The organism is Thiomonas sp. (assembly GCF_034007205.1).
Classification (GTDB): Bacteria; Pseudomonadota; Gammaproteobacteria; order Burkholderiales; family Burkholderiaceae_C; genus Thiomonas.
Genome location: NZ_JAVERI010000030.1, coordinates 1 through 13,308 on the forward strand (window position 1 = coordinate 1; position 13,308 = coordinate 13,308).

A 13,308-nucleotide genomic window follows, 5' to 3' on the forward strand; every position below is an offset into this window, starting at 1 on the left:
CCATCACTTGGAAAAATTTTGCGAAACTGATTGAGATCCATAGACATACCCCCTTTAGGGAGCATGTTCCACCATGGTTGTGACAGTTTACGTCACACCCACCTTCTTTTGGTGGATAGATCCGAAAAATTTCGTTTGGCATTTCGTAAGAACATATTGGCTAAAATTAAAGGATATCGCTAGGGGAAAAACATGGGAAAAAAAGTTTTAATTTTGATTGGGGCGGCTATCTATAATAAGGGTTCGGAAGCTCTTCTGACTGGTTTGGTGGAAATTTGCCGAAAGGCCGGAGCTACCTATGTAGCGGCATCTTCTGCGGATTTAAAACAGCATGATGCGCTAGACGTACCTTTGATTGACGACTCCGTTCCACGTTATGAAAACTTTTATCATATACCTTTAGTTCATAAAGCCTTAAGCACTTTTCTGCGTTTAGTTGATTGTACTGATCTTATAACCAGATTTAGGTGCAAAAAGTTTTTGCAGAAAGCAATTGGATTTGACTTGGTTATAGTGGTTGGAGCAGACAACTTTGATAGGAAAGTCAATAGAAAGCGGGAATTATATTCTTTAACAGAGATGATTAGAAGCAAAAGTATTGGAAAAATTCTTTTGTATGATTGTTCACTTGATAAAATAAATATAGACAATCAGCTAATATCATCATTTAATAATTATGATGCAATTACAGCCAGAGACCGAACTTCCTTTCAAAACATTTCTAGATTTATAGGGAATGATAGCTTGCATTACTTTCCAGACCCAGCTTTTGTCATTGGGAAAGAGACTGTCAATACTGATTTTGATTGGTTGCAGAATAGAATGGTTGGTTTAAATGTTAGTAATCTTGTCGCGGGTAAGGATGGTCGAGACACTTACAGGTTGATTATTGATTCATACAGTAATTTGATCGAGTGTATAATCCATCAATGCGGCATGAAAGTCGTGCTGATACCGCATGTTATGAATAACGCAGACTTGTCAGTTTTGAGAAGGCTATATGAAAAATACAAGGGAACAAATGACGTTTATTTGATTGAGAATGAAAAATATAGTGCACGAAAATTAAAATACATTATTTCCCAATGTGAACTTTTTGTAGGGGCGCGAACTCACGCAACAATTGCGGCCTACTCTTCTTGTGTTCCAACTCTTGTATTGGGTTACTCTTTAAAATCAACTGGAATTGCTCGAGATTTGTTCGGAAATGAAAAAAATTATGTTATCCCCGTTTCTGAGCTTAAGACCGAACATGAGCTTGCGGACGGTTTTAAATGGTTATACGAAAATAAAGATAAGATTAGGACTCACCTGCAGAAAGTAATGCCCAAATATATTGAAGAGGCATGGGAAACAAAGAATTTAATAAAGATGCTTTTGGAGGAACGCGATGAATATTCTACAATATCACCAAGCGAAAAATCCTAGTGGATGCGAAAAATTTCCTCCAGTATATGAATGCTGTGGTTGTGGCGCATGTAAAAGTTCGTGTCCTAAACAGTGCATTGTGATGTTCTCAGATGAGGAAGGCTTTTTATTTCCAAAGATTGACAATAAAATCTGTATTGAATGTGGGATATGTTTGAAGGCCTGTCAGTATGTACAGATCGGTAACTTTATAGAAAGATTGGATAGTCCTTTGGCATTCGCCGCCATGGACAGACACTCGCGAGACCTGCTCAATAGTAGTTCTGGTGGAATTGCTCATCGACTGGCAATGTATGTCCTCGAGCGGCAGGGGGTAGTGGTTGGTGCAGTTTATGATCAGGACATGAAGGTAAAACATCAAATGATTGACTCCAAGCAAATTGCAAGCAAGCTTCAGGGGTCTAAATATGTTCAAAGCGAAATTAATAATACATATATTGATGCTAAAGAGTGTTTGGAGCAGGGAAGATTAGTTCTGTTCACTGGTACTCCTTGTCAAATTGGTGGCTTATATAATTTTTTAGGGCGAGATTATGAAAATCTTTACACCGTCGATATAATTTGTTTTGGAGTTCCGTCGCCTAAATTATTTTCAGAGTATATTAGATGGGAGCAGGAGAGGCATCGGTCTAGGGTCATAGATATAAACTTCCGGGACAAATCTGTACGGTGGGAAGTTCCAAGTACCAGAGTATATTTTGCGGATAGTCGAAAAAACAAACTGCAGAGGTCTAATGAAAACAAGTACTACAAAATTTTTCTCTCCCACAACGCAACAAGGTTGTGTTGTCATAATTGCTTATACACAAAGATTGAAAGAACGTCTGATATCACTGTAGGAGATTATTGGGGGATTGCGAAGTTTAATTCAAAGATTGACTGCAGCAAAGGGATATCAAAGGTTCTCATTAATACAATAAAGGGACAGAAAATTTATCAGGCTATAGGGCACGATATAGAAAATTTTGAAATGCCGTTGGAAACAGTAATTAGAGCTAATTTACAACATCCGCCTAAGGAAAGTCTGAGTAGACAGGTATTTTTTCATGATTTCAAATTGAAGGGATTTAAATATTGCAGCAAAAAATATGTAAATAACAGTATTCCAGTTAAAATCAAAAATGTTTTGCGCAGTATTTTGAGAAGTTTGGGGTTGACTAGTACTATGAAAAATATTTTAGCTAAGATGGCAAAAGAATCTAATAGATGATGTTCCATAGAATAAGAGAAAACCTAAAACTTTCTGGCAACAAAAAGAATGTGGCAAAACTATCCATAGGTACCATTCTGGGACAAGGTAGTTATTTTGTTACGCTGCCAATAATTACCCGTATTTACGGGGTTGAAATTATAGGTACATGGGCGCTTTTGATTTCCATAGCCACTGTTATTCAGGCCTTTTCAGACTTTGGGTTGACCAATGCCATAATGGTTGATGAAGAAGGAAATCTTGAAGAAAGCTATAGAGTGATAACAACGATAATATTTGTTGTTAGTGCGTTAGGAAGCTTTGTTGTTCTTATCTCTTTCAAGTTATTCGGATCAAAGATAGGTTTTGGCGATAGCATATTCATTGCTATTTTGTTTGTTTCGGTTTTTACATTGCAACAAACCCAGGTCTGCTATACATGGCTTAATCGTAAAGCGCAGTATGATGTGTTGATGAAGAATCCCTTAATTCATGGCTGTGTTTATGGCGCAATAGCCATCGGTTTGGGTATGTTGGGCTTTACTTCATATGGGTATTATATAGGTCAAGTAGTAGGGCGGATCATAACCTTATTGCATATGAAACGTTATTTGAGTAGGAGGATGTTTACCTTTAATAAAGAAGAGTTTATACGCGTATTTCAGAAGAATAAAAGATTTATAATATATCAGTTGCCAGTAAATGTAATCGGCTCCTTTAAAGGTCAGTTACCTGTCTTGTTAATCAAAGGTCTCTGGGGAACAGAAATTTTGGGCTATTATGCTATTACAATTCGCTTACTCCAATTGCCGAGTTCTTTGTTGGGGGCTGCTATAGGGCGAGTTTTCTTTCGAACTACAGCATCAATGAAAAGGCAGGGCAAAGCGTTAGGTGAATATGTCTACAATAATCTTGTTAGAAGCATGAAGATTTCAGTTGTCCCGATGGCATTGATAATGGCGTATGGTGATATTGCAGCTGTTATTCTCTTGGGCCACGAATGGAAAATGGCAGGTGATTTTGTGAGAATTCTTGCGTTACAATATTACTTCAATTTTATTATGATCACAGTTCAAGGCTTGTCAATAACTTTGGATAAACAAAAGTACGCCATGATTTCAATAATAGCCCAAATAATTACTAGTGCCTCAGCGTTGTTGGTTGGGAAATTTGCATTTGGTAGCGTATATTACGGCCTGTTTTTTATGGCGGTCTCCTTTGTTGTCATAAATATTGTTTTTTTCTGTATTATTTTTAAAGTAATGAATTTTTCATGGAGAAAGTATCTTAGAAACGTTTTGGTGAATGCCGGTTTAATGTTAGGTTTAGCGGGATTGTTGAGATATGGTTGCAATGTGTTGGGCATTTAAAAAAAATAAATCTTTTTTTAATGTTATATGATCTATTTGGGTAAGAGCTACTTATGAAACTGGTTTTTTTTGTTGTTTCGCAGGAGACGCCGGTATTGATCATGTTATTTCGTTGTCAAGTATCCTCACCCAGACTTTTGCCGTCTTAAGGCGAAAAAGCCGATGGTGACAAATTCAGTACTACAGGAAATAGTTCTCTGGAACCTTCGTCAACATCTGGGCCCTGACAGGTGATCTTCACCTACCTTCTTTGGAGCAATTTCGGGGGTGGCATAAGCTGTCTATCACTGCTTTGCAAGCAGTGATACGAAGTATCGACCTTAGCTGAGAGCAAGGCGCTTACAGAGCCTTGGTGTCTTTTGTCATTGGTGTCGGTGTTAGGGTGGGGCAAAGAAAACCGAGTTGGATGGACAATTTTACTTACTGATTTTTGCAAGGGGCTAGTTGAATTCTCCGAGTGGATTCTATCAAATTAGCAAATTGTAGCGCTTAATTTGCCGCTTTGCTAAAGGTAATTCGCGCCTCATGGGATAAAGAAGCGGTGTGGGTAAAAGCAGAGCAGATCTATGCAAAATTAGACGGGATGCGCCTGGAAGAAACCGGCAAAAAGTTCCTTGCTTACATTGGTGAGACATTGGTCAAATGTGATCAATAACTATCGCTGTTTATTAAATAAACTAATTGATTTTTTATTAATTCTATCATAACTAATACTTAGAGCTATGCATATTAAAACTGTAGACTATTTTCAAAATAATCATAAAACAGACTACTGGCAAATACTATTTTTCTCATATGTTGTTTACTCGGTGGGAATCCTGGTTAACCAAAATATTTCACGGCAAGGAGGGGCATTTTTTGTTTTCTTTATAGTTGTTCTTGAGATTTTAATAAGAAAGCGCTCAATAGGAATAAACAAAGATTTTATTTTTTCTATCCTTTTTTTATTAGTGTTATTTTTTTCTACTATTATTAACATAGATAATTTCGAGCCCTTTTCTTTTGTCAAAAGGCTTACCATATGCCTTTTTCTGTTTTTGTCTTCATTTTACCGTCCATGTCCTATTATAAATTCAAATTATAGAAAACACTTCTCGATTTTAATTATATTCGTTGTTGTTTTTGGTTTAATGTTGAGTGGGCATGGTAGTGGTCGAGTGAAAGGCACCTTTGTGCACACTAATGTTATGGCGTTTGTTTCCATGTTGCCGCTTTTATTTGTTAACCCCCATAAAGACCGATATTTTGCATGGCTCACCCATGTTTCGGTAATCATTTTGGTTCTACTTACATCGTCTCTTAGCACTCTTCTTGGCTATATTTTTGGCGGTGGATTCTGGGTCGCCTCTAAGTTCAAGAGGAAGCAAGTGTTTAGACTGATTATTTTTGGCATAGGTATAATGTTTGCCGGATTCACTCTTATTTTTTTCAGTCCAAGAGTAAACGATAAAGTTGTTGTGGCTCTCGATAGATTTTCAACACAAATGTTTGTGCTTTCTGAAGGGCTTGAGTACGCTATTATAGAAGGAGATTTTGAACATGGTAAATTTTCTCGATTAGGACTGAGTCACGAAACTTCAGCTTTGTGGAGATTTAGCTATTGGTCTAAACTTTCCAAAGATCTATTTCAGTCCGACTTTTTGCATATTCTTTTAGGTAAAGGACCAGACAGTGTAGAAATAATTTTTAAAAATCAACCACATAGTGAAATATTTCGAATTCTTTATGAACATGGTATTGTTGGTATTCTAATAGCTATTGTATTCATTATTTCATTGTTTGTGCGTTTGCCAAACGAGGTTCGATTCGTATATATTATGTTTATACCAATTTTTCTTTTCAGTAACCCAATCAATAATGTTTTTGGAATGAGTGTCATAATTTTTTGTATCATGTCTTTAACGAATTTTAAAAAAAGGCGCCAATTAGAGAAATGAAAATTGTCCTTTTAAATTACCACTATTTTATTCATGGTGGTCCGGATCGATACTTTTTTAATATTAAAAATCTACTTGAGAGAGAGGGGCATACCGTTATCCCTTTTTCATTCAATTATGAAGAGACATATGACACACCATATGGTGAATTTTTTCCTGATCCCATTAGCGGAAAGGGAACCTTCCTGCTTGAAAATTTGCAGATGAGCAAGTTTAGAAAGTTGTTATATGTTAAAAAAATGTTTTTTAATCGACAGGTTGAGAAAAAATTTATTGACCTTTTGAGTAAGGAGAAGCCGGATATTGTTTATTCAATTTATCTTTCCTCTTCCATGTTGCCTAAAATTCTTTATATTGCTAAAACCCTTTTTGATATCCCCGTAATCTATCGCCTCTCTGATTTTCATATGTTCTGCCCCTCCTACCTTTTCTTTCGGGATGGGAGTGTTTGTCAGGACTGCCTCACCAATTCCTTTGCTGCCGTCAAAAATAAATGCGTTCAAGGGTCTATGGCAGCCTCTATGTTGCGGGTTTTACAGATTACTTATATTCGGTGGAATAAATGGTATGACAAAATTGACCGATTCATTTGTCCTAGCCGACTCATGGAGAAAACTCTGCTACAGGCAGGCTTCCCAAGAGAGAAAGTCTTGCATGTTCCCACCTTTTCAGCAGACCTTCAGGGTGATAGTGCCAATAAAGACCCTTATATTCTATACTATGGCAAATTGATTCGTGAAAAAGGGGTTGAGGTTTTAATTGATGCATATAATAAAATAAAAACCCCATTGATTCCTTTAAGGCTTATCGGTCCTTGTTCCGATAGCTATAGAAAGTACCTGTTTTCGTTGGTGGACCATGGAAAACGTAAAATGGTATCCATCTTGCCACCACTTCAGGGGGAAGTTATGTGGCAAGCAGTCCGTGACAGCGCTTTTGTTGTGCAACCTGCAATCTGGCTTGAAAATATGCCTAACACTCTTGTTGAAGCACTCTCTGCTGGGAAACCAGTGATTGCTTCAGATATCGGGAGTCTCACAGAACTCGTTAGCCATGGCGAAAATGGATATTTAGTATCTCCTGGTGATGTTAATAGTTTAGCTATCGCAATTGAAAAAATGTCAACTTTGGGTGATCTTTCAGTTATGGGCGCACAAGCTAGAAGTCGTTACGAGCTGGTTCATAAGGCCGATCATCATCTTAGAAAATTAATCATAACCTTTAAGGAATTGATCGTTTCCTAAGTTTTTCATCTCTTGTTTTATTTAATAATAAAACCTTTTTCGGGAGAATATGGTGGATTCCTCTATTATAGTAACTTACCGCTGTCCTATGCGGTGTAAGATGTGCGACATATGGAATGGCCCCACCAAGCCGGAAGAAGAGTTCAGGCCTGAGTTGCTTGAAAAACTTCCCAAACTGGCGGCGGTAAACGTTACAGGTGGTGAACCCTTTGTCCGTGAGGACCTGGATGAAATCGTGCGTATCCTTTTCGCCAAAACCGAGCGGGTGGTGATATCCACTAGCGGCTGGTTCGAAGACCGTATCTTCAAGCTCGCTGAGAAGTTTCCCAATCTCGGTTTTCGGGTGAGCATCGAGGGTCTATCCCAAAAAAACGATGACCTTCGGGGGCAGCCAGGCGGGTTCGATCGAGGCCTACGAGTCCTTCTAGGTCTCCAGCGGATGGGGGTGAAGGATATTGGCTTTGGGATTACAGTCAGTGACAACAACTCTTCTGACATGCTCTGGCTATATGAATTGGCAAAGGGGTTAAATCTGCAGTTCGCCACTGCCGCCTTCCACAACTCTTTCTATTTCCAGAAAGACGATAACCTCATCACGAATATCGACGAGGTATCCGCCAACTTCGAAGAGCTCGTCAATCGCTTGATGAAGGAGAATCACCCAAAATCATGGTTCCGTGCCATGTTTAATGTGGGCCTGATCAACTACATTCGCGGTGGTCGGCGCATGCTTCCTTGCGAAGCGGGAAGCGAGAACTTTTTTATCGATCCCCGTGGTGAAGTGCTGCCATGCAACGGTATGGAGGAAAAGTACTGGTTCCAGAGTATGGGCAACCTGCATGATGTCGACGACTTCATGACTATCTGGAATAGTTCCATAGCCAAAGAAGTCCGGGCGAAGGTGGCCAAATGCCCAAAAACCTGCTGGATGATCGGGTCGGCGTCTCCGGTCATGCGGAAATACATTAAGAAGGTTCTTCCTTGGGTGTTGAAGAACAAACTCAAATCGATGGCCAACAGTCGGATCTGCGGCGATTGCTGTCCGCAATTTAACGTTGGGCAGGACCCTCAGCAAGGGAATTTGAGGGGGCATGTCGATAATCCCTTATCTGAAAAACCCTGAGTCCTTCACTTACATAAATTTCCTTCGCCATCCTTCGGTATTTAAGGAGTCGTTTTGAAAAGTCAATCTCAGCATCTTCGAATTGCCTTCCTGGTTGTCAAGAATATCGCTCGTGGCGGTGGGATCGAAAAATACACCTTGGAATTAGGGCGCCGTTTGGTGGCGCGCGGGCACGAGGTGACTGTCTTCTCAATGGGGCACTATGGAGACGCTCCCGTCGAATATGACGGGATGCGTATCATTGCCGTCCCATGTATCAAGTCTTCGGCCTTTGAAAAACTCTCGACCTCTGCTTCGGCGGCCCTCCATCTGCTTTTCAAAGGTGGCAAGTACGACGTAATTCACTGCCACAGCGTTGCGGCCGGCGCCTTCGCGCCATTTTTGCGGCTGCGGGGATACAAATGTCTGCTGCAGATGCATGGTATCGAGTGGCAAAGAAACCGCTGGAACGCCATTGGAAAGAACATGCTAAAGTTCCTTGAGAGAATTTCATTGATAGGCAATCAGGCCCATACCGCTGTTTCCAATACCCAGTGTGATTTTTTCCGGGAGACTCATGGCATCGATATGCGTTACATCCCGACGGGGGCCGAAATCAAGCCCCACCATGATGCACAGGAAATTCTCAAGATGGGGCTCGAACCGCAGAAGTACGTTCTCTTTGCCTCGCGATTGGTGCAGGAAAAAGGGGCCCAATATCTGATTCCAGCCTTTCGGCAGATCGATACAGATTATAAGTTGGTTATAGCGGGCGATGCTAAGGGGGAGGAGGCGTACAAGGAGCAACTCAAATCTCTGGCGGGCGATGATCCGCGCATCATTTTCCCAGGATTTGTTGAAGGTCGGGCTCTTCAGGAACTTTTCAGCAACGCCGCGGTTTATGTCCAGCCATCTGAGATTGAAGGGTTATCCATCGCGCTTCTTGAGGCGATGAGCTATGGAAACTGTTGTTTGGTTAGCAATATCCCCGAAAATATGGAAGCGATCGGTGGTGCGGGGTTCACCTTTGAAAACAAAAACGTGGCCGACTTGCAGAAAAGATTGACGGAGTTGCTCGATTCGCCCAAGTTGCGTGATTCGGTGGGAGCCAAGGCACGGGAGCGAGTGGAGGTCGGTTATAACTGGGATAAAATTGCTCTCGAGTTTGAGGATATGTACCTACAAATGGGGGCGGCGTAATGCCCATCCTAGTCTGCGGCGGCTGCTGACCGGATATACTACCATGGCCGGGGTCGGACCAAGGTAACTCCTTGATTTCCCAGCGAAAACCTTGAAAATCATCGCCAAAAACAGGTTTAAAAGCCCATTTTCGGGGTTAAAATTGCGGGTCTAAGATGTTCTTTTTTTCCATGCACTTTGCGCAATGATCTTTTCAATGGGAGTGGGGGGTAAGCAAGGTCTTGCGCTTGAGGCCCGTCCGGCCAGGTTGGGGGAGGCAAGGCGGCCAAAGAATCAATCCTTTACCCGCCTTCCCGCCGTTTTGTATACCGATAGATTTTCCCGCTTACCCACTGCTACGACGATAACCACCACTTGATTGTCGTCCACCTGGTAAACCAGCCGGTAACCGGAACCCCGGAGGGGACCTAGGTTACTTGTTGACTTATCATTTTGAGGCAATCAGTCGATTATTGGCAAATAATAAATAAAAAAATTTACTTACCGCAGGGTATCAGGTACTCTGCAGTCACTCAGAGCACTCCCGAGGGTAAACGCTGGTTCTTGCAAACTATAGCACTGGGTGAATCAAACGGGACGCCTTTTTCATTTTTACATTTGGCGGAATATAACGAGACATTCCATATTCCTAACGTCACTAGAAAAAATCTTCCTAATAAAAACAGTTTGTTAGCATGTTTGGCCATATTCAGGCGCACTGCTCCCGAGTTTTTGTTGGCGGCGTTTGTCTCACAATTTGGCAAATCTTGAGGTTGCTCGTTACGAAGTATCCGGTATTCCCCGTCCGCATCGGGAGCGGGGGCGCCCTTTCATTCCTTATCCAAGCTTACGATTCCGGCTGAGCGGATTGTAGAGATTTTGCTGAACATTGTCCCTACTTGAAAAAAAGCAATGATTGATTTACCATTATGGTAAGTGTTAGGGTTGTCAGTCGATATACTGGTACTCCACCTCGAGATGGAGAGGCGCGAGCCATTTCCGGTGGCCCTCTCTATCCGGTAGGGGAAGTTCTTGAGCTGCTTAAGAATGCGGGTGATGGAGCTGTTTGCCCTTGGACAAGAAAGTGTATTGCTGATCTGCAACAATTGGCTTTGGACGGCAGTGATCTTGTATTGTTTCTGCGTGAGACGCTTACCAAGGGACGCTTTCTTGGCGCAGAGTGGTGCCAGCAAAAGCCTGACGGACCCTGGGTGGCGAGCGATGCTTATGTGCTGACGCGCCAGGAATGGGTGCCCACAGCTAACAGGAATATCGCAATGGCGTATTACCTCAAGTTTGCCATTGGTAAATCCGGGGTCATCCTGCTGCTGGTATCCTGCCACCTTTCAACCTGAGGGAGAACGGTCATGAGTAATAAACATGAAAAAATCTGCCCTGTTTGCGGTGAGGGGTGTCTGCGTCCGCAGGTTGGCAAAAATCCTGTGGAATATAAGGGAAAGACGACTGAGCTCGATCTGCATTACTCGGTGTGTGATGCTTGTGGAAGCGAGCAAGCGGGCCCTGATCAGTTGCGCGCTAACAAACGCGCCATGGTCGCCTTTAAAAAGCGCGTTGACGGCTTGCTCAGCGGTGCCGAAGTTCGAGCCCTGCGGAGACGACTGAGGCTTAAACAGGCTGTCGCGGCTCGAATTTTCGGCGGCGGACCGGTGGCTTTTTCCAAGTACGAATCGGACGACGTGGCTCAGTCCGAAGCGATGGATCGGTTGATGCGGCTGGCTGCGGACATGCCCGAAGCGCTGGATTACCTGCGGCGCCGGGCCGGGCTTGAGACAACCGATCCGCATTGGTCGGATGCTGTGGTTCCGCCCTTTACGCAACCTCATACTTTGACTGTTGTTTCGTCTTCATGTCCCGATCGTGAAACGGGATACAGGAAGTGTGCATGATCAGCGAAGAATTGCAGAAAGCTATCGATTGTCTACAGATTCAGGATGTCTATCTGCGGCATTGCCAGGCTCGTTGTGCGGACGATTTCGAGCCCAAGTACGATGATGCCGGGGAACTCACCTTTCAGACCCGGCATTTTGTCAAGGAATCGAGCATGGTAGAACTGAACCATGAAAAGCGCCTTTTGCGAGTCTTTATCGAGCTTGGGGCACGTTGGATCGATGAGCGGGGCCCGGAGGGTGAAGAGGAGGTCAAAGCTCTGGTCGAGGCGGAATTCGTGGCGGAATATTCCATGTCCGGTCCACTCGAGCAGGCCAGTGTTGATGCTTTTTCGTTGCAAAATGCCAGCTATCACGTTTGGCCGTACTGGCGGGAATGGTTGAACAGCCAATGTGCCCGCATGCATCTGCCCCGGGTTGTGCTGCCTGCGGTTCAATTGGCGCGCAACCGGGATTTGTCCGGAACCCCGGAGGGGACGTAGGTGACTTGTTGACTTACCACGGCAAAATGTTGGACGGACACCCATGGCAAGGGTTTGCATTAACATTCAGACTCCCACTCGGTATTTCGTGGCTCTGTCAAGTGAATAATTGACAAGGTGGAGCACAAGTGGCACACTGACGAAAAAGGAGATTTGCCATGCCTGCAAAAAACCCAAGAGTCAACGTAGTCCTTGAAAAACCCCTCTATAATGCCCTCCATGACCTCGCCGAAGACGAAGGTGTTTCCATGTCCATGTTGATGCGGGACCTGGTGAGGGAGGCCCTCGAAATCCGGGAAGATCGAGCACTGGCCGATTTAGCCGCCGAACGGGAAAATGGTTTTGACCGCCGTAAGGCTGTAAGCCATGAAGATGTCTGGGGGTAGGGTGGCATTTTCGGTCATCTATCATCCCGATGTCAAAGGGCGAGACATCCCAAAGATAAACGGCGATGTCCGGGTGCGGATCAAAAAAGCGATCGAAACCCGACTCATGGTTGCCCCTCAAGAATATGGTGAACCATTGCGAAAGACCCTTAAGGGCTACTGGAAACTCAGGGTCGGGGATTTCCGCATTGTATTCAAGATTGACGGCGACGAAATTCTTATCCTTGGAATCTGCCATCGTAAGGGAGTTTATCCGCTGATGGAAAGCCGACAGTGAAAAAACCTTTTTTAAACCCTGAATAGGACGCGGATAGCATCTGATGCGCGCCGATCTTCGCGGATTAAACAAACCACAATCTCACCACTCGCTCATTGTATTCGCTAGAGACACAGAGATCACTGAGAAAATCTTTCAATATCTTCCCATAAAACAAACCTGGAAATGATTTTGGGATCCCAGAGGGGACGTAGGTGACTTATTGACTTACCTGTTCATCTCAACATGACGGCTAGTTGGTTCACACCGACAGCGGCGGTCTGCTGGAGGAAAAACGTCGCCCCAACCTCTATCAGCAAAAGCCGGAATCAGGGGAAATCTTTAACTCGCTAACTCGCCAGGGGCAATTCTCCATTCCCAGCTGAGGCAAAACAGAACGCCAAGAATCTCTTCAAGATCAACCTGGAGACCTCCTAATTCGAAAAGGGTCGTGCCGGGTAACGTATCAACTAGCAGATCGAGATCGCTTCCGTCTGTGTCTGTGCCCGCGAGAACAGAGCCAAAGACACGGGCGTTGAATGCTTTTCGGGCACGGACAGCTTTTTTAACTTCCTCGCGGTGTATTTTGAGGGCGTATGATGGTTTCATGTGGGTCCTTGATTCAAGGCAATTTAGCTATTTACGCTGTTTTTCTTAATATATGACAACATGCTACAGTCGTCAATGAATCAAGTAATAGAATGGACACTGATATGGCTGACAGTTGTCAAGAGGAATAATCCTTCCCTGCCCAACTGGTTTTCAGCGGTTTTGATTCGGTAATGTTCCAGGGCACTTGCAGAGGCGGAACCTGTGTTGCGACGGCTA

The 13,308-nt window shown here is 43.3% G+C and carries 14 protein-coding genes; 12 read left to right on the forward strand and 2 right to left on the reverse strand.

The genetic code is table 11. The features are described 5' to 3' along the window. Positions 1-192: 192 nt before the first annotated feature. The 7 genes from RBR52_RS14860 to RBR52_RS14890 all read left to right on the forward strand — a co-directional run bounded on the left by RBR52_RS14860 (position 193) and on the right by RBR52_RS14890 (position 9,470). Positions 193-1,428, forward strand: a complete 1,236-nt coding sequence (locus tag RBR52_RS14860) for a polysaccharide pyruvyl transferase family protein (protein WP_320378053.1) — start codon at positions 193-195, stop codon at positions 1,426-1,428. Continuing rightward, the gene (locus tag RBR52_RS14865) at positions 1,391-2,638 is read left to right on the forward strand and encodes a Coenzyme F420 hydrogenase/dehydrogenase, beta subunit C-terminal domain (RefSeq protein WP_320378054.1); all 1,248 of its coding nucleotides are present in this window, start codon (positions 1,391-1,393) and stop codon (positions 2,636-2,638) included. The genes RBR52_RS14860 and RBR52_RS14865 overlap by 38 nt, the downstream gene beginning before the upstream one ends. After that, positions 2,635-3,987: an oligosaccharide flippase family protein gene (locus RBR52_RS14870; protein ID WP_320378055.1), complete on the forward strand. Its 1,353-nt coding sequence runs from the start codon at positions 2,635-2,637 to the stop codon at positions 3,985-3,987. The genes RBR52_RS14865 and RBR52_RS14870 overlap by 4 nt, the downstream gene beginning before the upstream one ends. Positions 3,988-4,709: 722 nt before the next feature. Continuing rightward, positions 4,710-5,924, forward strand: coding sequence for a hypothetical protein (locus RBR52_RS14875; RefSeq protein WP_320378056.1), 1,215 nt, complete (start codon positions 4,710-4,712; stop codon positions 5,922-5,924). After that, positions 5,921-7,168: a glycosyltransferase family 4 protein gene (locus RBR52_RS14880; protein ID WP_320378057.1), complete on the forward strand. Its 1,248-nt coding sequence runs from the start codon at positions 5,921-5,923 to the stop codon at positions 7,166-7,168. Before RBR52_RS14875 ends, RBR52_RS14880 begins: the two co-directional genes overlap by 4 nt. A 49-nt stretch (positions 7,169-7,217) precedes the next feature. Beyond that, entirely contained in the window at positions 7,218-8,291 is a 1,074-nt protein-coding gene (locus tag RBR52_RS14885) for a radical SAM protein (protein ID WP_320378058.1), read from the forward strand. 54 nt (positions 8,292-8,345) lie between these two features. After that, positions 8,346-9,470: a glycosyltransferase family 4 protein gene (locus tag RBR52_RS14890; RefSeq protein ID WP_320378059.1), complete on the forward strand. Its 1,125-nt coding sequence runs from the start codon at positions 8,346-8,348 to the stop codon at positions 9,468-9,470. Between the two features lie 273 nt (positions 9,471-9,743). On the opposite strand, the gene RBR52_RS14895 is transcribed toward RBR52_RS14890, so the two are convergent. Next, positions 9,744-9,911: a type II toxin-antitoxin system RelE/ParE family toxin gene (locus tag RBR52_RS14895; protein ID WP_413818339.1), complete on the reverse strand. Its 168-nt coding sequence runs from the start codon at positions 9,909-9,911 to the stop codon at positions 9,744-9,746. A 644-nt stretch (positions 9,912-10,555) separates the two neighbouring features. Between RBR52_RS14895 and RBR52_RS14900 the strand changes: the two genes are divergently transcribed. The 5 genes from RBR52_RS14900 to RBR52_RS14920 all read left to right on the forward strand — a co-directional run bounded on the left by RBR52_RS14900 (position 10,556) and on the right by RBR52_RS14920 (position 12,501). Continuing rightward, on the forward strand, positions 10,556-10,804 hold the full coding sequence (locus RBR52_RS14900; RefSeq protein WP_320378060.1) for a hypothetical protein: 249 nt from the start codon (positions 10,556-10,558) through the stop codon (positions 10,802-10,804). 12 nt (positions 10,805-10,816) lie between these two features. Next, complete coding sequence (locus RBR52_RS14905) at positions 10,817-11,356, forward strand: type II toxin-antitoxin system MqsA family antitoxin (RefSeq protein ID WP_320378061.1); 540 nt, start codon at positions 10,817-10,819, stop codon at positions 11,354-11,356. Then, a complete protein-coding gene (locus RBR52_RS14910; protein ID WP_320378062.1) occupies positions 11,353-11,838 on the forward strand; it encodes a hypothetical protein in 486 nt (161 codons plus the stop codon). Before RBR52_RS14905 ends, RBR52_RS14910 begins: the two co-directional genes overlap by 4 nt. 158 nt (positions 11,839-11,996) lie before the next feature. Further along, positions 11,997-12,224: a ribbon-helix-helix domain-containing protein gene (locus RBR52_RS14915; protein WP_072287548.1), complete on the forward strand. Its 228-nt coding sequence runs from the start codon at positions 11,997-11,999 to the stop codon at positions 12,222-12,224. Next, on the forward strand, positions 12,205-12,501 hold the full coding sequence (locus tag RBR52_RS14920; protein WP_320378063.1) for a type II toxin-antitoxin system RelE/ParE family toxin: 297 nt from the start codon (positions 12,205-12,207) through the stop codon (positions 12,499-12,501). The genes RBR52_RS14915 and RBR52_RS14920 overlap by 20 nt, the downstream gene beginning before the upstream one ends. A 321-nt stretch (positions 12,502-12,822) precedes the next feature. Here RBR52_RS14920 and RBR52_RS14925 read toward each other — a convergent pair whose 3' ends face one another. Further along, complete coding sequence (locus RBR52_RS14925) at positions 12,823-13,089, reverse strand: nucleotidyltransferase family protein (RefSeq protein WP_320378064.1); 267 nt, start codon at positions 13,087-13,089, stop codon at positions 12,823-12,825. Positions 13,090-13,308 lie beyond the last annotated feature (219 nt).

Excerpts from the sequence above, each read along its gene's own strand:
- RBR52_RS14860 (WP_320378053.1), top strand. The coding sequence starts at position 193 with ATGGGAAAAAAAGTTTTAATTTTGATTGGGGCGGCTATCTATAATAAG.
- RBR52_RS14915 (WP_072287548.1), top strand. The coding sequence starts at position 11,997 with ATGCCTGCAAAAAACCCAAGAGTCAACGTAGTCCTTGAAAAACCCCTC.
- RBR52_RS14875 (WP_320378056.1), top strand. The coding sequence starts at position 4,710 with ATGCATATTAAAACTGTAGACTATTTTCAAAATAATCATAAAACAGAC.
- RBR52_RS14865 (WP_320378054.1), top strand. The coding sequence starts at position 1,391 with ATGAATATTCTACAATATCACCAAGCGAAAAATCCTAGTGGATGCGAA.
- RBR52_RS14910 (WP_320378062.1), top strand. The coding sequence starts at position 11,353 with ATGATCAGCGAAGAATTGCAGAAAGCTATCGATTGTCTACAGATTCAG.
- RBR52_RS14880 (WP_320378057.1), top strand. The coding sequence starts at position 5,921 with ATGAAAATTGTCCTTTTAAATTACCACTATTTTATTCATGGTGGTCCG.
- RBR52_RS14925 (WP_320378064.1), bottom strand. The coding sequence starts at position 13,089 with ATGAAACCATCATACGCCCTCAAAATACACCGCGAGGAAGTTAAAAAA.
- RBR52_RS14905 (WP_320378061.1), top strand. The coding sequence starts at position 10,817 with ATGAGTAATAAACATGAAAAAATCTGCCCTGTTTGCGGTGAGGGGTGT.
- RBR52_RS14870 (WP_320378055.1), top strand. The coding sequence starts at position 2,635 with ATGATGTTCCATAGAATAAGAGAAAACCTAAAACTTTCTGGCAACAAA.
- RBR52_RS14885 (WP_320378058.1), top strand. The coding sequence starts at position 7,218 with ATGGTGGATTCCTCTATTATAGTAACTTACCGCTGTCCTATGCGGTGT.
- RBR52_RS14920 (WP_320378063.1), top strand. The coding sequence starts at position 12,205 with ATGAAGATGTCTGGGGGTAGGGTGGCATTTTCGGTCATCTATCATCCC.